Below are 22,261 nucleotides of genomic sequence, written 5' to 3' on the forward strand. Positions count from 1 at the left end.
GAAACGGAGACGACAGATGAAGATCCCGCACCGGTGGCTGGCCGCGGCCGCCTGGGCCGCGATGTCGGCCGGCGCCGCGCTCGCGGCGCCATTTCCCGCCAAGCCGTTGACCATCGTGGTGCCGACGCCGCCCGGCGGCACCACCGACCTGGTGGCGCGCCTGCTGGCCGAGAAGCTCGGCGCCTCGTTCGGCCAGCCCGTGGTGGTCGAGAACCGCCCGGGCGGTGCCACCACCATCGGCGCGCAGGCCGTGCTGAACCAGCCGGCCGATGGCTACACGGTGCTGATGGGCACCTTCTCGACCATCACCAACCCCTACCTCAACAAGTCGATCCGCGTGGCCTACACCGACTTCGATCCGGTCACGCTGGTGGTGAACACGCCGAACGTGCTGGTGGTGGGCGCGGCGTCGCCGTTCAGGTCGCTCAAGGACCTCGTGGCCGCCGAGAAGGCCAGGCCCGGCGGCGTGAGCTTCGCCTCGACCAGCAATGGCGGCTCGCCCCATCTGTCGGGCGCCCTGTTCAACAGCCTCGCGAAGGTGCAGCTGATGCACGTGCCCTATCCGGGCTCGGCCCCGGCGATCACCGACCTGCTCGGCGGCCACGTCGACACCATGTTCGACAACCTGCCGGCCTCGCTGCCCCAGATCCACGCGGGCAAGGTGCGCGCGCTGGCCGTCACCACCAGCCAGCGCGTGCCGGCGCTGCCCGAGGTGCCGACCTTCGCGGAGGCAGGGCTCCCGGGCTACGAGGTCAATGCATGGTTCGGACTGCTCGCGCGCAAGGGCACGCCGCCCGCGGCCATCGAGGCCTGGAACCAGGGCGTGAGGGCCGCGCTCGACATGCAGGACGTGCGGCAGAAGCTGAGCGGCTGGGGCGCGATCCCGGTGGGCCACACGCCCGCGCAGTTCGCCGCCTACCTGAAGGCCGAGGACCAGAAGTGGGCGCGCGTCATCAGGGACGCGGGCATCCGGATCGATTGAGGGAGAAGACGCGATGAGGAACAAGACCAGCGTGCGCATCGGCTGCGGCTCGGGATGGTGGCGCGACCGGATCGAGCCGGCGGTCGTCAGCGCCAAGCTCGGGCAGCTCGACTTCCTGTGCTTCGAGACCATGGCCGAGGCGACCGTGTCCTTCGCCCAGGCGCGCAAGCGCGCCGACCCGGGCTTCGCGGGCTACGAGACCCTGCTCGAGGAGCGCATGCGGCGCGTGCTTCCGCATTGCCTGGCGCAGGGCACGCGGATCATCACCAACGGCGGCTGGATCCATCCCGTGGCCGCGGCCGAGGCCACCGCGCGCATCTGCGCCGAGCTCGGCCACCGCAACGTGCGGATCACCGCCGTGGTGGGCGACGACCTGACGCAGCGCATCTTCGAACTCGCCGACACGGTGATGGAGAGCGGCGCCGCGCTCGAGACGCTGCGCCCCAGCCTGATCTCGGCCGAGGCCTATGCGGGCGCCGACGGCATCGTCCGGGCGCTCGACGAGGGCGCGCAGATCGTGATCACCGGGCGGGTCGCCGATCCCTCGCTGTTCCTCGCGCCGATGATCCATGCCTTCGGCTGGTCGCCGCACGACGTCGACCTGATCGCCCAGGGCTCGGCCATCGGGCACCTGCTGGAATGCGGTGCGCAGGTGACCGGCGGCTACTTCAGCGACCCCGGCTTCAAGGACGTGCCCGATCCCTGGAACCTCGGCCTGCCGATCGCCGAGGTGTCGGCCAACGGCGATGCCGTGATCACCAAGGTGCAGGGCACCGGCGGGCGCGTCGATGCGCGCACGGTGAAGGAGCAGATGTTCTACGAGGTGCACGACCCGTCGCTGTACCTGACGCCCGACGTGGTGGTGAATTTCCTGACCGCGCGCGTCGAGGAGATCGGCGAGGACCGCGTGCGCTTCAGCGGCGCCACCGGCCGCGCGCGGCCGCGCACGCTCAAGGTGTCGATGGGCTGCAAGGAGGGCTTCATCGGCGAGGACTGGTTCTTCTACGCAGGGCCGGGCGCGATGGCGCGCGCCGAGTTGGCCAAACGCATGCTCGAGGAGCGCTTCCGCATGGTCGGGCTGGAGGCGCAGGAGCTGCGCATCGATTACCTGGGCGTCAACGCCGTGCATCGCGAGGCATCGCCGCCCATGGACCACGAGCCCTACGAGGTGGCCGTGCGCGTCTGCGCGCGCACCCGCACGCGCGAGATGGCCGAGAAGATCGGCGGCGAGGTCGACGGCATGGCCGTGTCGGGCATCGCCGCGACCGGCAAGCGCCTGCCGTTCAACGACCGCACGCGCGAGGTCATCGGCGTGTGGTCCACCCTGGTGGATCGCGACGCGATCGACTTCAGGCTCGAAACCATCGAAAGCTGAGACCATGCAGATCCCGCTTCGCTACCTCGCGCACAGCCGTTCCGGCGACAAGGGCAACATCTTCAACGTGGGCGTGTTCGCCTACGAACCCGCGTTCCATCCGTACCTGGTCGAGCAGTTGACGGCCGAGAAGGTCAAGGCCTTCTACAAGGTGGCCGAGCGCGTGGACCGCCACGTGGCCGACAACATCCACGGCATGAACTTCGTGCTGCACGGCGCCCTGGCCGGTGGCGTCTCGCGCACGCTCGCGCTGGACAATTACGGCAAGGCCATGTCGAGCGTGATCCTGCGCATCGGCATCGAGGTGCCGCCGGACATCGAGCGGTTGGTGCGGCGGCGGTTTCCGGCCTTGCCTGCCGCGACGGGCCCGTCGCCCTAGCGCTGCGCCGGCGGAATCGCCTGCACCGAGGCGATGAAGTCCGCGAGCGTGTCGCGCTCCCACTTCAGATGCTTGCGCTGCACCGACGCCGGCTGCTTGCCCAGGAACACCCCCGGCCGCCTTTCGGTCGCCGGCCGGATCGGCCGCGGCGCGAAGCCGCCGCCGCAGTTGGGGCAGACGTCGTGCAGCACGTGCTGCGCGCAGTCGGCGCAGTAGGTGCATTCGTAGCTGCAGATGCGCGCATCGGTCGCGTTCGGCGGCAGGTCCTTGTCGCAGTATTCGCAGTTGGGCCTGAGTTCGAGCATGGGTTCATCTCCGAAAGAAGGGCAGGGGGATGGCGCCGCGCGCGGGCAGCGTCATCGCGATCACGCCGGCCATGATGCACGCAAGCCCGGCCCACGCGGTGGGCGCGAGCCGCTCGCCGAGGAACAGCACGCCGATGGCCACGCCGATCGGCACGCGCAGGTAGGCCTGGGCGGAGGTCGACATCGGGCCCAGGGTGCGGATCAGCCGGAAGTAGATCGTGAAGGCCAGCGCGGTCGAGACCACGGCGAGCGCGAGCACGGCGGCCAGCGACGCGGCCGAGGGGGCGAGGGTCCAGGGGCGGTCGATCAGCAGGCTCGCGGGCAGCAGCAGCGCGGCGCCGCTCACGAGCGAGCCCGCGGCCGGCAGCATCGGGTCCAGGCCCTTGAACACGCGGCCGAACATCGCGGCGCAGCCGTAGCAGACCGCGGCCGCGACCAGCGCGAGCTGCGCCCACAGCGACCGGCCGAGGCCGCCGAGCGCCTCGACGCCGACGATCAGGCAGATGCCGGCCAGCCCGGCCGCCACGCCGAACAGCCGCCGCAGCGTGGGCCGCTCGGTGCCGGCCAGGCCCAGGCTCAGCAGGAAGATGAAGATCGGCGAGGTCGAGTTGAGGATGGTCGCGAGGCCGGCGTCGACGCTGCGTTCGGCCCAGGCGATCAAGGTGAAGGGCAGCACGCTGTTGAGGCCGGCCTGCAGCGCGAAGCGGCGCCAGCTGGCCGCGTCGCGCGGCAGCCGCAGGCCGCGCAGCCGCAGCACGGCCAGCAGCAGCAGGCCCGCAATCAGCGTGCGCGCCGCGATCAGCGTGACCGGCGGAAGGGTCGCGACGCCGATCTTGATGAAGGTGTAGGAGGCGCCCCAGCAGGTGGCGAGCAGCACGAGCAGCGCCCATTCGAGGATGGGGCCCCGCGGTTTGGCTGAAGCGGCGAGGGTGGTGGTGGTCGGCATGGCGCGCCGATCATCGCGAAGGCCGCGCGCGGACACTTCGGCCGCGGCCGAAACGTGCCTGCCTCAGTGGCCGTGCCCGTGGTGCGGGTCGTCCGCGCCGCCGTTGAGCAGCGTCGCGAGGTCGGTCTCCTGCTCGGCCGCCGCGCCCGCGATCACGCGCCGTTCGAGTTCGTCGAGGTGCTCGAGCGCCACGGCCAGCGCCTTGTCGAGCGACTTGCCGGCGGTCAGCGCATCGATGATCTGCTCGTGTTCGCGCGGCGCGCAGCTCGCGGCCTCGGCCGAGTCGTAGAGCGCCTTGTAGAGCTCGGTGTTCGCGATCAGCCGGCCGATGTACGACAGCAGTTCCTCGCTGCCGGCCATCTGCGCCAGCAGCAGGTGGAAGTCGCCGGCCAGGCGCACCGCGTCTTCGCGCCGGCCTTCCTTGAAGGCCTTCTGCTCGGCCTGCACGTGCTTGCGCAGGGTGGTCACCTGCTCGCGCGCGAGCTGGCCGAACAGCGTGGTCACGAGCCCGGCCTCGACGATGCGGCGCGCGCGGTAGGTGCCGCGCATGTCCTCGATCGACGGGTTGGGCACGAAGGCGCCGCGGTTGTGCTCGAGCACCAGCCGCTTCTCTGAACCCAGCCGCGCCAGCACCTTGCGCACCGCGCCGCGCGTGCAGCCCAGCGCCTCGGCCAGCGCGCGCTCGCGCAGCGGCGTGCCGGGCCGCAGCTTGCCGCTGAGCAGCGCCTTGGAGACGGCGGCATAGACGCGTTCGTCCACGTTGGCGCCATCGGCGTCGGTGGGCTCGGGGGAGGGTGCGGGCGCGGAAGGCTTGCGGGTGGCGGGCATAGGCAGGCGGATTTTGCCTGCGTCGCGCCACCCCGGGGAAAGCCCCCGGATTGACGCGGTGCGGCCCGCTTCGTACCATTCGCGGAAATTTGGTTAACCAAAATAAAATGATATGGTTGACCAAAAGTCCAGGTATCCACAACCACACACGACAACGGAGACACACATGAAATCCGCCAAATGGCTGGCCGCGCTGCCGGTCGCCGCCTTCTTCAGCGGGGGCTGGCTGTCCTCGGTCGCGCCCACCTTCGTGCTCGGCATGCCTTTCCTGATGGTGTGGAACGTGCTCTGGCTGGTGCTGACCTCGCTGATCATGGTGGTCATCGACCGCGCCGAGGGCGACCTCGACGCGCCGGCAACGCAGGGAGACGCGCGATGAACGCCGCGCTCGGCGTGATCGCGCTGTTCGTGGTCGGCGCGCTGGCCCTCGCGGTGCTGGCGCGGCGCGGCCGCACCATGAGCCTCGAGCAATGGGCGCTCGGCGGGCGCGGGCTCGGCGCGATCATGGTGTTCCTGCTGATGGCGGGCGAATCGTTCTCCACCTTCACCTTCCTGGGCGCCAGCGGCTGGTCGTACAGCAAGGGCTCGCCGGCCTTCTACATCCTGGCCTATGGCGGGCTGGCCTACCTCATGGCCTTCTGGATGCTGCCGGCCGTGTGGCGCTACGCCACCGCGCACAAGCTGGTGTCGTTCTCCGACTTCTTCGCCCACAAGTACGACAGCCGCCCGCTCGGCGTGCTGGTGTCGGTGGTCGCGCTCGGCGGCATGGTCGCGCTGCTGACCATCCAGTTGCGCGGGCTCGGCATCATCGTCTCGGAGGCCTCGTACGGCTCGATCGCGCCGCCGGTGGCGATCTGGATCGGCACGCTGGTGATGGTCAGCTACATCCTGTTCTCGGGCATCCACGGCTCGGCCAGCATCGCCATCGTGAAGGACGTGCTCATCCTCGCGCTCGCCGTGTTCCTCGGCCTCTACCTGCCCTGGCACTACTACGGCGGCGTGGCGCCGATGTTCACCGCCATCCACGCGGCCAACCCGGGCTTCTTCGAATTCCCGAAGGAAGGGCTGAACCTCACCTGGTACAACTCGACCATCCTGCTGACGGCGCTGGGCTACTACCTCTACCCGTTCAACCTCACCTCGGTGTATGCCGCGCGCAGCGCGAGCGCGGTGCGCCGCAACACCATCCTGATGCCGCTGTACCAGGTGGTGATCGCCTTCCTGTTCCTGGTCGGCTTCGCGGCCATCCTGCAGGTGCCGGGGCTCAAGGGCTCCGACGTCGACCTGGCCCTGTTCGGCCTCGTCAAGCACAGCTTCGACCCCTGGTTCGTCGGCGTGATCGGCGGCACCGGCGTGCTCACGGCGCTGGTGCCGGGCTCGATGATCCTGCTCACGGCCTCCACCGTGATCGGCAAGAACGTCTACAAGGAAGGCTTCGCGCCGCACGCCACCGACCGCCAGGTGTCGCGCGTGGCGCGCGGCGTGTTGCCGCTGTTTGCGCTGGTGGCGGTGTACTTCGTGCTTCGCGGCGGCACCACCATCGTGGCGGTGGCGATCTTCGCCTCCAGCCTGCTCACGCAGCTGCTGCCCTCGCTGCTGTTCAGCCTCCTGAAGAAGCCCTTCGGCAACAAGCACGCGGCCTTCGCGGGCATCGTCGCGGGCGGCGCGGTGCTCGGCTTCCTGATGACCACCGGCGCGAACCTCGCTACGCTGTTTCCCACGGCGCCGCTGGCCTTCAAGTCGCTCAACACCGGGCTGGTGGCGCTCGCGACCAATGCGCTGGTGTTCGTGATCGTGGCGCTGGTCACGCCGGGCCCGGCGCCGCGCGCGGCCGTGGCGCAGCCCGCCTGATGCTTCAGACAACAAAGAACAAAGGAATCTCCATGCCATCGCTCCTGATCCGCAACGTTCGCCCGCTGGGTGCCGCGCCGGTCGACGTGCGGGTGCAGGACGGCCGCATCGCCGAGCTCGGCGCCGCGCTCGCCGCGCCGGCCGATGCCGCCGTCGAGGACGGCCGCGGCGCGCTGCTGCTGCCCGGCCTCGTCGAGGGCCACACCCACCTCGACAAGACGATGTGGGGCCTGGACTGGTACCGCAACGAGGTCGGCACGAACCTGATCGACAAGATCGAGAACGAGCGCGCCTTCCGCCATGCCAGCGGCCACGACGCGGCCGCGCAGTCGCTGGTGCTGGCCAAGGCCTTCCTCGCGCTCGGCACCACGCGGCTGCGCACGCACGTCGACGTCGACACGCAGGCCGGCCTGCGCCACCTCGAGGGCACGCTGCGCACGCGCGAGACGCTGCGCGATCTGCAGCAGATCCAGATCGTCGCCTTCCCGCAGTCGGGCCTGCTCGCGCGCCCCGGCACGGCCGAGCTGCTCGACCGGTCGCTGGCCGCGGGCGCCGACGTGCTCGGCGGGCTCGACCCCTGCGCCATCGACGGCGATCCCGTGAAGTCACTCGATGTGCTGTTCGACATCGCCCACCGGCACCAGCGCGCTATCGACATCCACCTGCACGAGCCCGGCGCCATGGGCGCCTTCTCGCTCGACCTGATCCTGCAGCGCACCGAGGCGCTGGGCATGCAGGGCCGGGTGGCGATCAGCCATGGCTTCTGCCTCGGCGACGTGAGCGAGCGCGAGCGCCATGCCTTGCTCGCGCGCATGGCGAAGCTCGGCGTGGTGCTGATCACCAGCGCGCCGCCCTCGCGCAACGTGCCGCCGCTGCTGGCCTGCCGCCAGGCCGGCGTGACCGTGCTCGGCGGCAACGACGGCATCCGCGACACCTGGTCGCCCTATGGCCGGCCCGACATGCTCGAGCGCGCGATGATCATCGGCCTGCGCTACAACCTGCGCCGCGACGACGAGATCGAGGTCGCGCTCGACACCGTGACGCACGCGGGTGCGCGCGGCTGCGGTTTCGAGGCTTACGGCCTTGGCGTCGGCGACCGTGCCGACCTGGTGCTGGTCGATGCGCAGACCGTGGCGCATGCCGTGGTGGAGCGCCCCGTGCGCCGGCTCGTGGTGGCCGGCGGCCGCATCGTGGCGCGCGACGGCGTGCTGCAGGACGACGTGGTCGCCTTGTGAAGGCGGAGGTCCGCCGCGATGCCGGCACCGCCTTCGCGGCCGTGATCGTGCTGGTGGCGCTGAACCTGCGCGCCTTCCTCACCTCGAGCAGCCCGCTGCTTGGCGCCATTCGCCTCGACACCGGCATCGGCTTCCATGCCGTGGCGCTGCTCACGGTGCTGCCGATGTTCGCGATGGGCGCCACCTCGCTGTGCGGCGCGGCCGTGGGGCAGCGCATCGGCGCGCGCGCCGGTGTCGCGCTGGGCCTCGCGGCCATCGCACTCGCCTGCGCGAGCCGCTATGGGGCGAACGGCGCCGCGCCGCTGCTCGCCAGCGCGGCGCTCGCGGGCGCGGGCGTCGGGCTGGTGCAGGCGCTGATGCCGGGGGTGGTCAAGCAGGCCTATCCGGCGCGCATCGGCGTGATGACCGGGCTCTATTCGGCCGCGATCATGGGTGGTGGCGGCTTCGGTGCGATCGCCAGCCCCTGGGTCGCGCAGGCGCTCGGCGGCGCGCATCCCGACTGGCATGCGGGCCTCGCGATCTGGGCGCTGCCCGCGGTCTTCGCGCTGCTGTACTGGCTCAACATGCGGCGCATGGAGTTCACGGCCGATGCGCCGCGCCGCGGCCTCTCGTGGCTGCGCTGCTTCGCGAGCCCGCGCGCCTGGCTGCTGGCGATCTGCTTCGGCCTCGTCAACGGCGGCTACACCAGTCTCGTGGCCTGGCTGCCGCACTTCTATGCCCAGCAGGGCTGGAGCGCGCAGCAGGGCGGTTCGGTGCTCGCGCTGATGACGCTCGCGCAGGTGGTGGGCGCGCTCGCCATGCCCGCCCTCGCGCGCAGCCGCGGGCGCGACCTGCGGCCCTGGCTCGCGCTCACGCTGGCCGCGCAGCTCGCGGGCTTCTGCGCGCTCGCGCTGCATGCGCCCGTGCCGGCCCCGGCCATCGCGCTCGCGCTGGGCTTCGGCCTCGGCGGCGCGTTCTCGCTGTGCATGGTGCTCGCGCTCGACCACCTGCCCGATCCCGCGCAGGCCGGCGCGCTCGCAGGCTTCATGCAGGGCCTGGGCTTCATGATCGCGGCGCTCGCGCCCTTCGTCACCGGCTGGGTGCGCGAGCACACCGGCGGCTTCGCGCTCGCCTGGGCCTACCTCGGCGCCGTGGTGCTCGTGCTGCTGCCGCTGCTGCTGCGCTTCGATCCGCGTCGCTATGGCGCGGCCACCGCGGGGCTGTTCGCGCCGCGCGCCATGCCATCCTCTTCCCTCGCGCCCGAGGGCGCAGCCATTCGAAAGGTCTGAACACCATGTACCAGGAACGCTTCATGCAACGCGCGCTCGCGCTGTCCGCGCAGGCGCTGCACGAACCCGGCACCGAGCCCTTCGGCGCCGTGGTCGTGAAGGACGGCGCCATCGTCGGCGAGGGCTTCAACCACTCGGTCGCGCACCACGACCCCACCTCGCACGGCGAGGTCGAGGCCATCCGCGACGCCTGCCGCAAGCTTGGCAGCGTCGACCTCTCGGGATGCGAGCTCTACACCTCGTGCGAGCCCTGCGCCATGTGCGTGGCGGCGATGCACATCGCGGGCATCGCGCAGCTCTACTACGCGGCCTCGCTCGCGCAGTCGGGCGAGGCCTTCGACGGCGTGACCGTGGCCGCGCGCCATCCGATCGACGTGGAGGCGCTGCGCATCGAGTCGGGCGCGACGCTCGCGCAGCGCAGCCTGCCGGCCGAGCAGAGGATGGACGGCGAGGCGGTGCGGATCCTGGCCGAGTGGGCGGCCACGCGGCGCGCGGCTTAGGCCGAAGCCGTCGGCACGAACGGCGAGGGCAGCGGTTCGGTAGGAAGGTCCGGGATGTCGGGAACGGCGGGGATCTCGGGATATTGCCCCAGCGGATGGACATCGAAGTAGGCGTCGAAGAGGATGGTGTTCGGCGGCAGATTCGCCACCGCGGTCTGCGCGACGCGCGCGTTGCCGGGTCGCTTGGCGATGCCTTCGCTGGTGGTCGGCGCCGAGAGCTGGAAGATCTCGCAGGCACCTTCGTAGTAGCCGTCGTTTCGCACGATGTACTGCACCGAAGGCAGGTACTTGTGACTCTCGGGATCGGCCGTCATGCCGGCGGCGAGCAGGAAGTCGATGATGTAGTTGGTGTCCTCGATCTGCGACATCCGCAGGTATTGCTTCTCGGTGTACGACGCCATGTAGTCGAGGCACACGTCCACGCCGAAGGGCACGCCGCCCAGCGGGTCGTTGTCGAACCCCTTGTACTGCTTGCCGTCCGCGTAGTAGGCGGCGGTGGTGGTCGACTCCATCAGCACCAGGATATCGAGGTGGCCCAGCCGCACCTTCCAGTAGGCCCGGCCGTCCTTCAGGAGTTGCGTGCCCCCGTCCGTGTCGAAATCGATCCATGACACATTGCGCTTGGGCCACATCGCGATCGGCCGGCTGCCGTCGGGGTTGGCCTTGCTGAAGTTGTCGATCACCAGCACGTAGTTGAGCGCTTCGTAGGGCGGAAGGTCCTCGTCTTTCACCGGGCCGCCTTGCGGGGCCGGCGCCGCGGGAGGCTCGACCAGCTGCTTCATCAGAACCTGCGCAGTGCCGGGCAGCAGCGCCAGCTTGCCGTACTGGTCCTGCGGGAACAAGGCGATCAGCGCGCGCACGTGCTTCTGAACCTCGATCACGCAGGTGGCCGAGAAGGCCTTGATCTCCTCCTCGTTCCTCACCGCATCCCAGTTCACATTCCAGAAAAACTCGGGCACCACAAAGAAGCAGAGGTCGGTGGGAGCGCTCTTCTTTGGGAGGCCCTGTGCCAGCGCATCGCGCAGCAGGTCGAACTTGGCCTGCAACACGCGCCGCGTGTAGGTCTCGATGGGTTCGTCCTTCAGTCGCTGGTCGGGGAGTGGCGATGTGGAGGGCGTCTGCAGGTTGAGAACGCGCACGTTCTTCACCGCCTTGTCGACCGGCCTCGGCGGTGGCGGATCGACGGGCGGCGTCGGCACCACCGCGGGCGAGGGTGGTGGTGCCACGGCCACCGGCGTCGGCGAAAAGCCGCTGCTGCTGCTGCCTCCGCCGCCGCATGCGGCCAGCAGCGCGCTGGTGCCGAGGGGAAGGGCCAGGCCGGCCTTCAGGAGGGAACGGCGGCGCGTTCCCTGTGCACGCGGTTGATCCGGATCGGCTTCGCTTTCGTGGGTCATGTGAAAAAGCTCCCTGATGTTGATGTGTGCAGAAACTGCAATCAGGTTGCGCAAAATCCGTGCCCGCGAACGATGCACCATTGCGCCGCATTCCCATGGGAATTCAAGCCAGGCGGTGCTTTCCGGCCGATGCGATCAGACCCGAAGCGAGAATCGCCAACGCAACAAGGTGGCGATTAATTCCTCGATGAGTATCACTTTGGGAGCGATGCAATGCACAGATGCAGATCGAGTCGGCGGGCTTCGCGCGCCGGTTTCGGGCAACACGCCACCCATGCCGCCGTCGTGCTCGCACTCGGTCCGGGAAGGGGCGAGGTTGTAGGGCAGCCCGCCCAGCGATACGCGGCTGTCGCCGACAGGCCGCGCACGCCGATGGCATCACCATCGGTTCATCGACAACCTTTGGAGGACCTTTCCCATGATCAACAAGACCCTGCTCGCACTCGCCACTTCGCTGACCCTGCTCGCTGCCGGGACTGCCAGCGCGCAGATCGGCAAGGCCGCCTCCGAAGCGACCGATGCGGCCCAGCACAAGATCGACGAGAAGCAGGCCGACAGCAAGGCCAAGAAGAGCGGCCCGGTCGGCAAGGCCGTGAACAACGTGAAGTCGGGCTATCACAAGAACCGCTCGAAGGCCTCGGCCGACAAGGCCAAGCAGTCGCTGAAGAACGCGGGCTGATCCGCGTCCCTCGATACCGCGCGGCGGCGGCTCAGGCCTGGCGGCCCTGGCCCGCCGCTTCCTTCGCTTGCGCCGCCTCCCGCGCACGCACGACCGTCGTCGTCTCGCCCGCATAGCCCCAGTCGTCGGTGTCGATCTCGTCGATCACGATGTGGGTCAGGTGCGGGTCCTTGCCGAGCACGCGCTGCAGCGTGTCGGTGATCTCCGCGATCACGGTGGCCTTCTGTGCGCGCGTGACGCCGTCGCGCGTGATGCGTACGTTGACGTAGGGCATGGCGTTCTCCCTCAACCGATGTAGTTGCCCGCGCTGCCCGCGCCATCCACCGGCAGCACCGCGCCGCTCGTGAAGCTAGCGTTCACCAGGTAGAGCACCGCGTCGGCGATCTCGTCGACCGTGCCCAGGCGGCCGGCCGGCTGCAGGGTCTTGAGGAAGCCGTGCGTCTCGGGCGCATGCATCGGGCTGTCGATGATGCCGGGCGCCACCGCGTTCACGCGCACGCCATGCGGCGCGAGCTCGAGCGCCAGCGCGCGCGTGGCCGCGTTCAATCCGCCCTTGAGCAGCACCGCCATGAAGGCCGGCACGTTGCTGCGCGGCTGCAGCGCCACCGAGGCCGTGATGTTGACGATCGCGCCCGCGCCGCGGTCGATCATGTGGCGCGCCGCGGCCTGCGAGGCGTAGATCGTGCCCTTCACGTTGGTGGCGATCTGCTGCTCGACCTCCTCGGGCGTGAAGTCCACGAAGGGCTTGGCCAGGAAGATGCCCGCGTTGTTGACCAGCGCGTCGACGCCGCCGAAGCGCGTGACCGCATGCTCGACCAGCGCGGTGGCGATGCGCGGATCGGCGATGTCGCCGGCCACGCCGGTGAAGCGGTCGCCGGCGCCGAACTGGCGCGCGGCCTCGACCAGCCGCGCGTCGCTGCGCGCATTGCCGACCACGTTCCAGCCTTCGGCCAGCAGGCGGCGCGCGATCGCGAAGCCGATGCCGCTGCTGGCGCCGGTGACGACGGCGGTGCGGGCCTTGCCGCCTTGGGAATCAGGGGTGCTCATCGTGAATGTCCTTCCGGTATTTGCGCCCCGCAAGATGCGGTGGCGTCGTGGAAGGAAGTGTGGAGTCGCTCGATCGAAGAGTGAATGGCCGCGATTCGGCAATCACTCTTCCGCCGTTCGAGCGAATCAGCCGGATCGACGCTTCGTGCGCCTGGCCTCGGCCTTGGGCTCGCAGGCCTTGCACCAGTCCGCGAAACCCGCGCGCAGCTTGGGCAGCGCGAAGTCGACGAAGGCCCGCACCTTCGGCACCGACAGCCGGCCATGCGGCACCACCAGGTGCGCCGGCAGCGGCGGCGGCTCGTCCTGCGCGAGGATGATGCGCAGCCGCCCGTCGGCCACTTCGTCGGCCACGTGGTACGAGAAGGAGCGCAGCACGCCGCGGCCCTCGGCCGCCGAGGCCACCGCCGCGCGCAGGCTGTTGACCACGAAGCGCGGCGCGAACTGCACCGTGCGCGGCATCGTGCCGGCACCGCCACCGCCAGCCGCGGGCGGAAAGCTCCACGAGTCGATGCCGAAGTGCGTCATCGCCACCACCTGGTGCTCGGCGAGGTCGGCCGGTACCGCGATGCGCGGATGCTTCGCGAGGTAGCGCGGCGAGGCCGTCGTGACGCGACGCACCTCGCCCACGGGCAGCGCGACAAGCGTCGAGTCGGCCAGGTGCGCGATGCGCAGCGCCACGTCGATGCCCTCGTCGATCAGGTTGGCCGGGCGGTCCAGCAGGTGCAGCCGCACCGACACCGTCGGGTGCGCGTTCATGAAGGCGTCGAGGATCGGCCGCAGCAGTGCCTCGCCCACCGCGACCGCGGCCGTCACCGTGAGCCGGCCGCGCGGCGCCGAGCGTTCGCCGGCGGCCGCGATGTCGGCTTCCTCGAGGTCGGTGAGGATGCGCCGGCAGGCCACCGCATAGCGTTCGCCCGCATCGCTGAGCCGGATCGAGCGCGTCGTGCGATGCAGCAGCTCGGCGCCCACATGGGCCTCGAGGAAGGCGATCGCGCGGCTCACGGCGGCCGGCGACTTGCCGAGCTTGCGGCCGGCACCGGCGAGGCTGCCTTCGGCCAGCGCCGCCACGAACACCTTCATGGCGTCGATGCGGTCCATGATTCTTCCTTCTCGCGAAATACTGAATGCCCGAGGATAGGGATTCATTCGCGGGCCGGCAATCCGTAGCATCGAATCCATCGATTCGCCGGAGCACATAATGGCCACCCCTCGCAGTGCAGACGCGCGCACTGCCGTCGCATCGCAACCGCGCGCCGCCTCCAACTGGCCCGCCATCCTCGCGGGCTTCTGCGCCACGCTCGTGGGTTTGGGCCTCGCGCGCTTCGCCTACACGCCGCTGCTGCCCGCCATCATCGACGCGCATTGGTTCGACGCCTCGGCCGCCACCTACCTCGGCGCCGCCAATCTCGTGGGCTACCTCGCAGGCGCACTGCTCGGCGGCCCGATGTCGGCGCGCTGGCCGGTGCGCGGCGTGCTGCGCGCGATGATGCTCGCCACCGTCGCCTCGCTCGCGGCCTGCGCCTGGCCGCTCGACTTCGCATGGTTCTTCGGCTGGCGCATCGTCTCGGGCATCTCGGGCGGCGCGCTCATGGTGCTGGCCGCGCCCACCGTGCTCGCGCACATCCCGCCGCGCCAGCGCGGCCTGGCGAGCGGCCTGGTGTTCGCGGGCATCGGCCTGGGCATCGCGGCCTCTGGCACGCTGGTGCCGCTGCTGCTGCGCCAGGGGCTGGGCGCGACCTGGCTCGGCCTCGCGCTGCTGGCCCTGCTGCTCACCGCGCTCGCATGGAACGGCTGGCCCGCCGCGGCGCCGGCACCCGTGGCCACCCCGCACGCCGCCGTTGCGCGCAAGCCGGCCACCGGCGCGTTGCGCGCGCTCACCGTCTCCTATTCGCTCAATGCCGTGGGCCTCGTGCCGCACATGATCTTTCTCGTCGACTTCGTCGCGCGCGGCCTCGGGCAAGGCCTCGCGGTCGGCGCGCAGTACTGGGTGGTGTTCGGCCTCGGCGCGCTCGTGGGGCCGGTGCTCGGCGGCTGGCTCGCGGACCGTGTCGGTTTCGCCACCGCGTTGCGCATCGCCTTCGTGCTGCAGGCCGCGGCGCTCGCCTTGCCCGCGTTCGGCCTCATCGGCCATGGCGGGCTGATCGTTTCGAGCGCCCTGGTCGGCGCCTTCACGCCGGGCATCGTGCCGCTGGTGCTGGGCCGCGTGCAGGAGCTGCTCGCGCATCACCCCGCCATGCAGAAGCCCGCATGGAGCCGCGCCACCACCGGCTTCGCGGTGCTGCAGGCCAGCGGTGCCTACGGAATGTCGTGGCTGTTCGCGCATGCGGGCGGCGGGTATGCGCTGCTGTTTGCCGTGGGTGGCGTGGCGATCGTGCTGGCGCTCGTCACCGACATCGTCGCGCGGAGGCTGCACCCCGCCGCCTGAGCTGGATTCCCGCGGCGCATCGCTCTTACACTGGGGCGATGAAGCGAGCCCTGGAAGTCGAGCGCACCCTTCAGCCCGTGGTCGAGCTGAAGGAGCAGGGCGCCGCCTACGGCTACTCGGTGCGCGCGCCGCGCTCCAAGGGCGTGATCCCGCCGAGCTCCTACCGCGACAGCGGTTTCGCCACGCTGCCCGATTGCCTGCGCGACGTGGCCAAGGCGCTGGGCGGCGACTTCAAGCGCATCTACATCCGGCTCGAAGGGCATTGCGTGGGCGAGCGCGACATCGTCGAGCTGCGCGATGCGCCCGATGCGGTGGCCGAGGCGTTGAAGGCGGCTTGCCTCGAGGCCGATGCGGCGGTGAAGCCCGTGGGCGATGCAGGCGGTCAGGGCTGACGGCCTTCAGCTTCCCCGCAGGTTGGTCGCCGCATAATCGCGCCCCTTTCTTTCGGGGGCTCCATGCAGATCGATATCGCGCAATCGACGCCGACCGCCGCCAGCATCGCGAGGCTCGTGCAGGCCTTCTACGACCTGGGCCAAGTCGTCGCGAGCGAATTCCTGATTGGACGCTTCAACCAGAGCTACCGCCTGGACTTCGCCGATGGCCGGCGCGTGGTGGCGCGGCTGAGCCCCGAGCGCTTTCGTGGCGGGCCCAATATCGCCTTCGAGGCGGCCGCGCTCGCGCACTGGGCCGATGCCGGTTGCGCTGTCGCGCGCTGCCTGCCCGCGGCCAATGGCGAGGCGGCGATCCGGGCGCAACTGCCCGAAGGACCGCGCGCGTTGATGCTCTTCGAGCACCTCGAAGGCGAAGCCACCGGCGACAGCGTCGAGCACATCGCGCTGCTCGCGCATGGGCTGGCCGCCTTGCATGCGGCGGGCGAAAGCTATGGCGGTCCGCCCAGCGACTACACCCTCGATCTCGATCACCTGTTGCACCGTCCGCTCGAAGCCCTGTTGCGCGGATCGACCATGACGGCCGAGCTGCGCCCGCAGTACGAGGAGATAGGCCGTCGCCTCGCCGACGACATCCTGGCCTTCGGCGAACTCTCGCGCGTGCTGTGCCATGGCGACACGCACGGCTACAACAACTTCATCGCGGCCGATGCGAAGGGGCAGCGCCGGGCGCTGTTCTTCGACTTCGACGAAGCGGGCCCCGGCTACCTGGCCTACGAACTCGCGGTGTATCCGTGGAGCCTGTATCCGCGCATGCCCGATGGCGTGATGAGCGAGAAGGCCAGGTCCCAATGGCTGGCCTTCATCGGCGCCTATCGCGAAGTGCGGCCGGTCGCCGATATCGACCTCGCCGCGATCCCGCGTTTCATGGCGGTGCGGCAGCTCTGGCTGCTGGGCGAATACGCGGCGCGCATTCCCGACTGGGGATCGCAGTCGATACCGACCGACTACCTGCACAAGCAGACCGCCATGCTGCGCACATGGCAAACGCTCGAGCTGCCGCTATGACCGGACGTCGCGCGCCACCGCGACGCACTTGATCTCCACCAGCAGCCCCGCGTGCGCGAGCGAGTGCACGCCGATGCAGGTCCAGGCGCACTGGCCGCGCGGAAAGAGGCGGTCCTTCACCGCGCGGAACACCGGCATGTGTGTCGCCATGTCGACGTGGTAGGTGGTCATCTCGACCACGTCCTCGAAGCCGCAGCCGGCTTCGGCCAGCACCGTGCGCAGGTTGTCCCAGGCCGCGACGAACTGCGCCTCGGGGTCGGAGATGACCTCGAGTTCGGGCGTGCGGCCGACCTGGCCCGCGCAGTAGACCGTGGCGCCGACCTTGACGGCGGGCGCGTAGCCGGCGCGTTCGGCCAGGCGCTGCATCGAGGCGGGGATGATGAGTTGTCGTTCCGTCATGACAAGGGAATGTGTGGTTCTGAAGAGCGGCCGTCGGCCGGATTGGGCGCGGCCTCGACACGGTCCAGGCAGCTGCAGTTTCCGACCTCGTCCCAGCCTGACAGAAGCGTGGGCCTCGTCGCGTCGGCAGGGGCGGTGGGTGCGATGGGTGGCGAGTATGGAGCGTCGTTCATGGTCTTGTGGTGCGAGAGGTTGTTGTTCACTTGGGCGCGAGCAGCCTGCCGCTCGCGAGCCACTGCAGGGTGCGAACCGCGAGCACCGCGATCAGCACGCTCAGGAAGGCCAGCAGCGCGAGCGCCAGCACGGTCAGCGGCAGGAAGTCGGCGTGGTGCGCGTAGCGCAGCGCGGCATTGGCGAGCGCGGCGATCGGAAAGCTCAGTGCCCACCAGCCGGCGGCGAAGGGAATGCTGCGCCGGAACACCTTGAACAGCAGCGTGAAGAAGACGAAGAGCCCGAAGTAGAAGAGCAGCGCCGCGAAGGTGTCGACGCGCTGGAAGAAGCTGGTGTAGGCCAGGAAGCCCACCTCGAAGGGCGCGACCAGGATCATCAGCGAGGGCACCATCTCGTTGGTCAGCTTCTCGTGGTGATGGATCAGGCGCGACACGATCATGGTGAAGAACACCAGCGCGACCATCGTTCCCACGGCCATCGCGAACAGGTTGAGTTCGCGCGCCCAGGCCATGGGCATGGTGCCGCCGGCCACCGTGATGTCGAGCGTGGCCACGCCCGGGATCAGCCAGGCCGGCACCGAATGGCCTGCGTCGACCTTGCCGCGCAGCATGCGGCTCACGATGGTGAAGGACAGCGCGACGGTCAGCGCGGCGCCGATGCTCCAGAGCAGTTGCGACGCCCGCGCGCTGACCGGTGCCACGACCGAGGAGATCAGCAGCGTGGCGATGGTGATCGTGCCGAAGAAGTTGCCCGCGATCGGGTGCATGAACTCGGCACGCACCGCCTGCGGATGCAGCACGGCCTTGGCCGCGTAGGCCAGGCACAGCAGCACGAACACCGCGACCGCGATGGCGCCGATCGACGCGTGGATCACCGGGCTCGCGCCGAACTGCTCGCTGGCCTGGTGCCAGGCGCCGGCCAGTCCCGAGATGCCCATGACCGAGGCGAAGAGGTTGACCGGCAGGTGGCGAAGGGAGGTCTGTCGCGGAGGGGCCGCCGGACTCAGCGTGTGCGTGGTGATGATTTCTTGCTCCTGAAAACCCCCCGCGCGAGAGCGGCGAGGGCGAAGCAAAAGTCTAGGAGCGGGCGCTGCCCGACGGTGGGCCACGATGGCGCGGTTTGCGCCATTGATGGCCCGTTTCAGGCCACGTTGTTGAAGCGCTCGCGGTAATCGCGCGGCGTCGTGTCGAGCCGCTTCGCGAACACCACGCGCATGTGGTTCGCGCTGCGAAAGCCGCAGCGGAAGGCCACCGTCTTGAGCGGCAGGTCGGTCTCCTCGAGCAGCTTGCGCGAGAAGTCGATGCGCACCTGCTCGACGAAGGCCGAGGGCGTCATCGCGGCGTCCTTCGCGAAGCTGCGCGAGAAGGTGCGGCGGCTCACGCCCACCGCATCGGCGAGCTGCTCGATGCTCAACGGCTCGCTCAGGTGCTCGGTGACATGGCGCAGCACCTTCGCCACGATGGTCTCTTCCTTCGGGCCCACCGCCAGGTAGGGGCTGTACTGCGACTGCCCGCCGTCGCGGCGGATGTAGACGATCAGCCGCTTGGCGATGCGCAGCGCGAGTTCGTGGCCCCAGTCCTCGGTCACCAGCGCGAGGCAGAGGTCCACGCCGGCCGTCACGCCGGCCGAGGTGAACAGCTTGCCGTCGCGCACGAAGATCTTGTCGGGCCGCACGCGCGCCCGCGGAAAGCGCGCGATGAGCCGGTCGACGTCGTGCCAGTGCGCCGTGACCTCCTTGCCGTTGAGCAGGCCCGCGTGGCCGAGCGGAAAGGCGCCGTTGCACACCGAGCCGTAGCGCCGCGAGCCCGCGGCCATGGTGTTGAGCCAGGCGAGAAAGGGCGCGGGATAGGCGTGCAGCTCGGGCAGGTTCGGCCCGCCGGCCACCAGCAGCAGGTCGGGCTGTTCGTGGTGGTCGAGGTAGCCCGTGCCCACGTGCAGCTGCATGCCGTTGGCGCAGCGCACGCCGCCGGCCTGCAGGCCCACGAGCGTGATCTCGTACTGCTGGTGCGCGCTCAGGAAGCGGTTGGCCTCGGTGAAGACGTCCATGGGCGCCGCGACATCGAGGGCCTGGACCCCTTCGAGGACGACGATGACCAGCTTCATGGGGCGCGCTTTCGGGGCCGATGGGCGGGCGATTGTAGAACGCCCTGTCTACCTGGACGCCCGCGCGGGTGCGATGCCCCCGTCGTGAAATTTACTGTGAGCGGTCGCCCCCGCAGATACACAGGCATACGCAATCGCGTTCGCGAGGGGCATGCCCCGAAAACAATCACTTCCGTCAGCAGCAACAACCCTCTCCTTCAGCCACTGACGACTGTCCGTCTCCTTCTTCTTCAATCTTCCAGAAAGTCCATCATGAAGTCTTCCGTTCTCCTCTCCGTCGCCGTCCTCGCCTCCGTGTTCTCGCTCGGCGCCAGCGCCGAGCAATACCAGGGCGTGCTGCAGTTCCAGTCGACCGCGAGCCGCGCCGATGTGCGTGCACAGGCCGTGGTCGCCGCCCACAGCGAAGACCCGTACAGCGAAGCCGCCCAGGCCGGCGTGCCGCCGGTGTTCCAGAGCCAGGTCGCCCGTTCGGACGCCCGTTCGCAGGCCGTGGCCGCCGCGCGCGCCGGCAACCTCTATGGCGACGTGAGCGGCGATGGCGTGGCTCGCGTCGTGGCCGGCAACGTCGACCGCCAGGCCGTGCGTGCCGAAGCGCGTGCGACGGCCGCGCGTGGCGTCAGCGAAGGTTCTTGATGCGGGCAGCATGCCGCGCCTCGGGCGCAGCAGCTCCAGCGTGCGGGCCGGCCTTCAGGGTGCGGCCCGCCGCGCTTTCTCTTTCTTCTTGTTCCCTCAATCCCACGCCGGCGACAGCCCGGCCGGATCCGTCAGCCGCTCCCCACGGTCGAGCGCCGCGATCTGCGTCATCCCCGCGTCGCTGAGCCGAAGCTGCTGCGCCTTCAGATTGCCCTCGAGGTTCGCGCGCTTCGTCGACGACGGAATCACCGCATAGCCCAGCTGCATCGCCCAGGCCAGCACCACCTGCGCCGTGGTCGCGCCATGCGCCTTGGCGATCGCCTCGATCGCAGGGTCGTTGATGACCTTGCCGTAGGCCAGCGTCATGTACGAGGTGATGTGGATCCCCTGGCTCTTCGCGAACTCGGCCACCTTGCGGTTCTGCAGGTAGGGGTGCAGCTCGACCTGGTTGGTGGCGATCTGCGCCGCGCCCACGGCCGCGATCGCTTCCTTCATCAGCGCGATGTTGAAGTTCGACACGCCGATGCGTTGGGTGAGCCCCTGCGCCTTGGCCTCGGCCAGCGCGCCCATGAACTCGGCCACCGGCACCGCGTTGCCGGGCGAGGGCCAGTGGATCAGCGTCAGGTCGACGTGGTCGGTGCGCAACTTCGCGAGGCTCTCCTTGAGGCTGGGCACCAGCTTGTCCTTGGCGTAGTTGTCGGTCCAGATCTTGGTGGTGATGAACAGTTCGCTGCGTGCCACGCCGCTCTCGGCGATGGCCTGGCCCACCTCGGCTTCGTTGCCGTAGATCTGAGCCGTGTCGATGGTGCGGTAGCCAAGTTCGAGGCCGGTCTTCACCGAGTCGATGACCACCTGGCCCTTGAGGCGGAAGGTGCCGAGGCCGAAGGCGGGGATGGGGGAGGGGGTGTTGTCGTTGCTCATGGTGGGGTCCTTGGTTGAGAAGTACGTGGGTCGAATCGGTCGACCGGTGAATGGATGGATGAATGAATGAAGGCGAAAGAAGAGAGAGGACGCCGCGCCTTCGTCGCGCGGCGCAGGCGCGCACCGCGCCTCAGTGTCCGACCGGTACCGGCCCCGAGGCGCGCACCGGGATGCCGCTGCGGCGGTCGAGCACGCCGCTCCACTGCGTGAGCGCCAGCGACACCAGCACCACCAGCGCGCCGATCCAGGGCGTGTGCATCAGGCCGAGGTGCGTGACGATCAGGCCGCCGGCCCAGGCCGCGCCGGCAATGCCGAGGTTGAAGGCCGCGATGTTCAGGCCCGAGGCCACGTCGACCGCCTGCGGCGTGAAGCGTTCGGCCTGCTTCACCACGTAGACCTGCAGGCCCGGCACGTTGCCGAAGGCCACCGCGCCCCACAGCAGCACCGCCACCACGGCAAACCACTTGTGCGGCGCCGCGAAGTTGAACAGCAGCAGCACCGCGGCCAGCAGTGCGAAGATGATCTTCAGCGCCGGGATCGGGCCCAGCCGGTCGGCCAGCTTGCCGCCCCAGATGTTGCCCACCGCCACCGACACGCCGTAGACCAGCATCACCCAGCCCACCGCGCCCGCGCTGAAGCCGGCCACGTCGGTCAGGATCGGCGCGAGAAAGGTGAAGGGAATGAACGAGCCGCCGTAGCCGATGGCCGTCTTGGCATACACGAGCAACAGGCGCGGCTCGGCCAGCACCTTGGCCTGCTGCGCCAGCGAGGCCGGCGCCGTGTGGCGGATGTCGCGGGGCACGAAGATCCAGCTGCCTACGAAGGCGATCACGCCGAGCGCCGACACCGCGAGGAAGGTTTCACGCCAGCCGAAGTGCTGCCCGATGAAGGTGCCCAGCGGCACGCCCGTGACCAGCGCCACCGTGAGGCCCGTGAACATGATCGCGATCGCGCTGGCCGCCTTTTCCTTGGGCACCAGGCCGGTGGCGATGGTCGAGCCGATCGAGAAGAACACCCCGTGCGCCAGCCCCGTGAGGATGCGTGCGGCCACCAGCGTTTCGTAGCTCGGCGCCTTCCAGGCCAGCAGGTTGCCGACCGTGAACAGCGCCATCAGGCCCAGCAGCAGCGCCTTGCGCGGCAGCTTGCCCGTGAGCGCGGTGAGCACCGGCGCGCCGATGGCCACGCCCAGTGCATAGAGGCTGACCAGCAGGCCGGCAGAGGGAAGGCCGATGCCTAGATCGGCGGCGACGGTGGGGATGAGGCCAACGATGACGAACTCTGTCGTTCCGATGGCGAAGGCGCTGAGGGTTAGCGCTAGTAGGGCGATGGGCATGGGGCACTCCTTCTTGATGGAAAGGAGTGT

At 69.7% G+C, this 22,261-nt stretch carries 25 protein-coding genes; 13 read left to right on the forward strand and 12 right to left on the reverse strand.

What is annotated here, in order from left to right:
- The first annotated feature begins 16 nt into the window (after nt 1–16).
- The 3 genes from AC07RM_RS30235 to AC07RM_RS30245 are packed head-to-tail and all read left to right on the forward strand — an operon-like array spanning nt 17 to nt 2,736.
- On the forward strand, nt 17–982 hold the full coding sequence (locus tag AC07RM_RS30235) for a Bug family tripartite tricarboxylate transporter substrate binding protein (protein WP_495336866.1): 966 nt from the start codon (nt 17–19) through the stop codon (nt 980–982).
- A gap of 13 nt (nt 983–995) precedes the next feature.
- Complete coding sequence (locus tag AC07RM_RS30240; RefSeq protein ID WP_495336867.1) at nt 996–2,357, forward strand: acyclic terpene utilization AtuA family protein; 1,362 nt, start codon at nt 996–998, stop codon at nt 2,355–2,357.
- 4 nt (nt 2,358–2,361) lie between these two features.
- Nucleotides 2,362–2,736, forward strand: coding sequence for an AtuA-related protein (locus AC07RM_RS30245; protein ID WP_495336868.1), 375 nt, complete (start codon nt 2,362–2,364; stop codon nt 2,734–2,736).
- On the opposite strand, the gene AC07RM_RS30250 is transcribed toward AC07RM_RS30245, so the two are convergent.
- The 3 genes from AC07RM_RS30250 to AC07RM_RS30260 all read right to left on the reverse strand — a co-directional run bounded on the left by AC07RM_RS30250 (nt 2,733) and on the right by AC07RM_RS30260 (nt 4,815).
- A complete protein-coding gene (locus tag AC07RM_RS30250) occupies nt 2,733–3,041 on the reverse strand; it encodes a DUF1272 domain-containing protein (protein ID WP_495336869.1) in 309 nt (102 codons plus the stop codon). The two genes, AC07RM_RS30245 and AC07RM_RS30250, sit on opposite strands and share 4 nt — an antisense overlap.
- A 4-nt stretch (nt 3,042–3,045) precedes the next feature.
- Complete coding sequence (locus AC07RM_RS30255; protein ID WP_495336870.1) at nt 3,046–3,987, reverse strand: DMT family transporter; 942 nt, start codon at nt 3,985–3,987, stop codon at nt 3,046–3,048.
- A gap of 63 nt (nt 3,988–4,050) precedes the next feature.
- A complete protein-coding gene (locus AC07RM_RS30260) occupies nt 4,051–4,815 on the reverse strand; it encodes a GntR family transcriptional regulator (RefSeq protein ID WP_495336871.1) in 765 nt (254 codons plus the stop codon).
- A 166-nt stretch (nt 4,816–4,981) separates the two neighbouring features.
- Here AC07RM_RS30260 and AC07RM_RS30265 point away from each other — a divergent pair, with 166 nt between their 5' ends.
- The 5 genes from AC07RM_RS30265 to AC07RM_RS30285 are packed head-to-tail and all read left to right on the forward strand — an operon-like array spanning nt 4,982 to nt 9,669.
- The gene (locus AC07RM_RS30265; protein ID WP_057593917.1) at nt 4,982–5,194 is read left to right on the forward strand and encodes a DUF3311 domain-containing protein; all 213 of its coding nucleotides are present in this window, start codon (nt 4,982–4,984) and stop codon (nt 5,192–5,194) included.
- A complete protein-coding gene (locus tag AC07RM_RS30270; RefSeq protein WP_495336872.1) occupies nt 5,191–6,666 on the forward strand; it encodes a sodium:solute symporter family protein in 1,476 nt (491 codons plus the stop codon). Before AC07RM_RS30265 ends, AC07RM_RS30270 begins: the two co-directional genes overlap by 4 nt.
- A gap of 32 nt (nt 6,667–6,698) precedes the next feature.
- Nucleotides 6,699–7,901, forward strand: coding sequence for an amidohydrolase family protein (locus AC07RM_RS30275; RefSeq protein ID WP_495336873.1), 1,203 nt, complete (start codon nt 6,699–6,701; stop codon nt 7,899–7,901).
- Complete coding sequence (locus AC07RM_RS30280; protein ID WP_495336874.1) at nt 7,898–9,169, forward strand: cyanate transporter; 1,272 nt, start codon at nt 7,898–7,900, stop codon at nt 9,167–9,169. Before AC07RM_RS30275 ends, AC07RM_RS30280 begins: the two co-directional genes overlap by 4 nt.
- Nucleotides 9,170–9,174: 5 nt before the next feature.
- Nucleotides 9,175–9,669, forward strand: coding sequence for a nucleoside deaminase (locus AC07RM_RS30285; protein ID WP_203204358.1), 495 nt, complete (start codon nt 9,175–9,177; stop codon nt 9,667–9,669).
- On the opposite strand, the gene AC07RM_RS30290 is transcribed toward AC07RM_RS30285, so the two are convergent.
- Nucleotides 9,666–11,144 carry a hypothetical protein gene (locus tag AC07RM_RS30290; protein ID WP_495336875.1) on the reverse strand — a complete coding sequence of 493 codons (1,479 nt, stop codon included), beginning with the start codon at nt 11,142–11,144 and terminating at the stop codon, nt 9,666–9,668. The genes AC07RM_RS30285 and AC07RM_RS30290 overlap by 4 nt on opposite strands.
- A 340-nt stretch (nt 11,145–11,484) precedes the next feature.
- On the opposite strand from AC07RM_RS30290, the gene AC07RM_RS30295 reads away from it, so the two are divergent.
- Nucleotides 11,485–11,742 (forward strand): hypothetical protein, encoded by a 258-nt coding sequence (locus AC07RM_RS30295; protein WP_495336929.1) that lies wholly within the window; start codon nt 11,485–11,487, stop codon nt 11,740–11,742.
- Between the two features lie 31 nt (nt 11,743–11,773).
- On the opposite strand, the gene AC07RM_RS30300 is transcribed toward AC07RM_RS30295, so the two are convergent.
- From AC07RM_RS30300 to AC07RM_RS30310, 3 genes are all read right to left on the reverse strand, one after another.
- Nucleotides 11,774–12,016: a tautomerase family protein gene (locus AC07RM_RS30300; protein ID WP_495336876.1), complete on the reverse strand. Its 243-nt coding sequence runs from the start codon at nt 12,014–12,016 to the stop codon at nt 11,774–11,776.
- Between the two features lie 11 nt (nt 12,017–12,027).
- Nucleotides 12,028–12,789 carry an SDR family NAD(P)-dependent oxidoreductase gene (locus AC07RM_RS30305; protein ID WP_495336877.1) on the reverse strand — a complete coding sequence of 254 codons (762 nt, stop codon included), beginning with the start codon at nt 12,787–12,789 and terminating at the stop codon, nt 12,028–12,030.
- A 126-nt stretch (nt 12,790–12,915) separates the two neighbouring features.
- Nucleotides 12,916–13,887 carry a LysR family transcriptional regulator gene (locus AC07RM_RS30310; RefSeq protein ID WP_495336878.1) on the reverse strand — a complete coding sequence of 324 codons (972 nt, stop codon included), beginning with the start codon at nt 13,885–13,887 and terminating at the stop codon, nt 12,916–12,918.
- Between the two features lie 100 nt (nt 13,888–13,987).
- Between AC07RM_RS30310 and AC07RM_RS30315 the strand changes: the two genes are divergently transcribed.
- The 3 genes from AC07RM_RS30315 to AC07RM_RS30325 all read left to right on the forward strand — a co-directional run bounded on the left by AC07RM_RS30315 (nt 13,988) and on the right by AC07RM_RS30325 (nt 16,671).
- On the forward strand, nt 13,988–15,214 hold the full coding sequence (locus AC07RM_RS30315) for a YbfB/YjiJ family MFS transporter (protein WP_495336879.1): 1,227 nt from the start codon (nt 13,988–13,990) through the stop codon (nt 15,212–15,214).
- A gap of 38 nt (nt 15,215–15,252) precedes the next feature.
- Nucleotides 15,253–15,606, forward strand: a complete 354-nt coding sequence (locus tag AC07RM_RS30320) for a hypothetical protein (RefSeq protein WP_093353290.1) — start codon at nt 15,253–15,255, stop codon at nt 15,604–15,606.
- Between the two features lie 63 nt (nt 15,607–15,669).
- Nucleotides 15,670–16,671, forward strand: coding sequence for a phosphotransferase enzyme family protein (locus AC07RM_RS30325; RefSeq protein ID WP_495336880.1), 1,002 nt, complete (start codon nt 15,670–15,672; stop codon nt 16,669–16,671).
- Here the strand turns inward: AC07RM_RS30325 and AC07RM_RS30330 are convergent.
- From AC07RM_RS30330 to AC07RM_RS30340, 3 genes are all read right to left on the reverse strand, one after another.
- On the reverse strand, nt 16,666–17,070 hold the full coding sequence (locus AC07RM_RS30330; protein ID WP_495336881.1) for a RidA family protein: 405 nt from the start codon (nt 17,068–17,070) through the stop codon (nt 16,666–16,668). The genes AC07RM_RS30325 and AC07RM_RS30330 overlap by 6 nt on opposite strands.
- Nucleotides 17,071–17,269: 199 nt before the next feature.
- Nucleotides 17,270–18,265 (reverse strand): SLAC1 anion channel family protein, encoded by a 996-nt coding sequence (locus AC07RM_RS30335; protein WP_495336930.1) that lies wholly within the window; start codon nt 18,263–18,265, stop codon nt 17,270–17,272.
- A 116-nt stretch (nt 18,266–18,381) separates the two neighbouring features.
- Complete coding sequence (locus AC07RM_RS30340; RefSeq protein WP_495336882.1) at nt 18,382–19,344, reverse strand: GlxA family transcriptional regulator; 963 nt, start codon at nt 19,342–19,344, stop codon at nt 18,382–18,384.
- A gap of 252 nt (nt 19,345–19,596) precedes the next feature.
- Between AC07RM_RS30340 and AC07RM_RS30345 the strand changes: the two genes are divergently transcribed.
- Nucleotides 19,597–19,977, forward strand: a complete 381-nt coding sequence (locus tag AC07RM_RS30345) for a hypothetical protein (protein ID WP_057597225.1) — start codon at nt 19,597–19,599, stop codon at nt 19,975–19,977.
- Nucleotides 19,978–20,073: 96 nt separating this feature from the next.
- On the opposite strand, the gene dkgB is transcribed toward AC07RM_RS30345, so the two are convergent.
- On the reverse strand, nt 20,074–20,898 hold the full coding sequence (gene dkgB / locus AC07RM_RS30350; protein ID WP_495336883.1) for a 2,5-didehydrogluconate reductase DkgB: 825 nt from the start codon (nt 20,896–20,898) through the stop codon (nt 20,074–20,076).
- 130 nt (nt 20,899–21,028) lie between these two features.
- Nucleotides 21,029–22,231 (reverse strand): MFS transporter, encoded by a 1,203-nt coding sequence (locus tag AC07RM_RS30355; protein WP_495336884.1) that lies wholly within the window; start codon nt 22,229–22,231, stop codon nt 21,029–21,031.
- Nucleotides 22,232–22,261 lie beyond the last annotated feature (30 nt).

This window comes from Variovorax sp. GW821-FHT09B05 (assembly GCF_059418265.1).

Excerpts from the sequence above, each read along its gene's own strand:
- AC07RM_RS30235 (WP_495336866.1), top strand. The coding sequence starts at position 17 with ATGAAGATCCCGCACCGGTGGCTGGCCGCGGCCGCCTGGGCCGCGATG.
- AC07RM_RS30240 (WP_495336867.1), top strand. The coding sequence starts at position 996 with ATGAGGAACAAGACCAGCGTGCGCATCGGCTGCGGCTCGGGATGGTGG.
- AC07RM_RS30245 (WP_495336868.1), top strand. The coding sequence starts at position 2,362 with ATGCAGATCCCGCTTCGCTACCTCGCGCACAGCCGTTCCGGCGACAAG.
- AC07RM_RS30250 (WP_495336869.1), bottom strand. The coding sequence starts at position 3,041 with ATGCTCGAACTCAGGCCCAACTGCGAATACTGCGACAAGGACCTGCCG.
- AC07RM_RS30255 (WP_495336870.1), bottom strand. The coding sequence starts at position 3,987 with ATGCCGACCACCACCACCCTCGCCGCTTCAGCCAAACCGCGGGGCCCC.
- AC07RM_RS30260 (WP_495336871.1), bottom strand. The coding sequence starts at position 4,815 with ATGCCCGCCACCCGCAAGCCTTCCGCGCCCGCACCCTCCCCCGAGCCC.
- AC07RM_RS30265 (WP_057593917.1), top strand. The coding sequence starts at position 4,982 with ATGAAATCCGCCAAATGGCTGGCCGCGCTGCCGGTCGCCGCCTTCTTC.
- AC07RM_RS30270 (WP_495336872.1), top strand. The coding sequence starts at position 5,191 with ATGAACGCCGCGCTCGGCGTGATCGCGCTGTTCGTGGTCGGCGCGCTG.
- AC07RM_RS30275 (WP_495336873.1), top strand. The coding sequence starts at position 6,699 with ATGCCATCGCTCCTGATCCGCAACGTTCGCCCGCTGGGTGCCGCGCCG.
- AC07RM_RS30285 (WP_203204358.1), top strand. The coding sequence starts at position 9,175 with ATGTACCAGGAACGCTTCATGCAACGCGCGCTCGCGCTGTCCGCGCAG.
- AC07RM_RS30290 (WP_495336875.1), bottom strand. The coding sequence starts at position 11,144 with ATGGTGCATCGTTCGCGGGCACGGATTTTGCGCAACCTGATTGCAGTT.
- AC07RM_RS30300 (WP_495336876.1), bottom strand. The coding sequence starts at position 12,016 with ATGCCCTACGTCAACGTACGCATCACGCGCGACGGCGTCACGCGCGCA.
- AC07RM_RS30305 (WP_495336877.1), bottom strand. The coding sequence starts at position 12,789 with ATGAGCACCCCTGATTCCCAAGGCGGCAAGGCCCGCACCGCCGTCGTC.
- AC07RM_RS30310 (WP_495336878.1), bottom strand. The coding sequence starts at position 13,887 with ATGGACCGCATCGACGCCATGAAGGTGTTCGTGGCGGCGCTGGCCGAA.
- AC07RM_RS30315 (WP_495336879.1), top strand. The coding sequence starts at position 13,988 with ATGGCCACCCCTCGCAGTGCAGACGCGCGCACTGCCGTCGCATCGCAA.
- AC07RM_RS30320 (WP_093353290.1), top strand. The coding sequence starts at position 15,253 with ATGAAGCGAGCCCTGGAAGTCGAGCGCACCCTTCAGCCCGTGGTCGAG.
- AC07RM_RS30325 (WP_495336880.1), top strand. The coding sequence starts at position 15,670 with ATGCAGATCGATATCGCGCAATCGACGCCGACCGCCGCCAGCATCGCG.
- AC07RM_RS30330 (WP_495336881.1), bottom strand. The coding sequence starts at position 17,070 with ATGACGGAACGACAACTCATCATCCCCGCCTCGATGCAGCGCCTGGCC.
- AC07RM_RS30340 (WP_495336882.1), bottom strand. The coding sequence starts at position 19,344 with ATGAAGCTGGTCATCGTCGTCCTCGAAGGGGTCCAGGCCCTCGATGTC.
- AC07RM_RS30345 (WP_057597225.1), top strand. The coding sequence starts at position 19,597 with ATGAAGTCTTCCGTTCTCCTCTCCGTCGCCGTCCTCGCCTCCGTGTTC.
- dkgB (WP_495336883.1), bottom strand. The coding sequence starts at position 20,898 with ATGAGCAACGACAACACCCCCTCCCCCATCCCCGCCTTCGGCCTCGGC.
- AC07RM_RS30355 (WP_495336884.1), bottom strand. The coding sequence starts at position 22,231 with ATGCCCATCGCCCTACTAGCGCTAACCCTCAGCGCCTTCGCCATCGGA.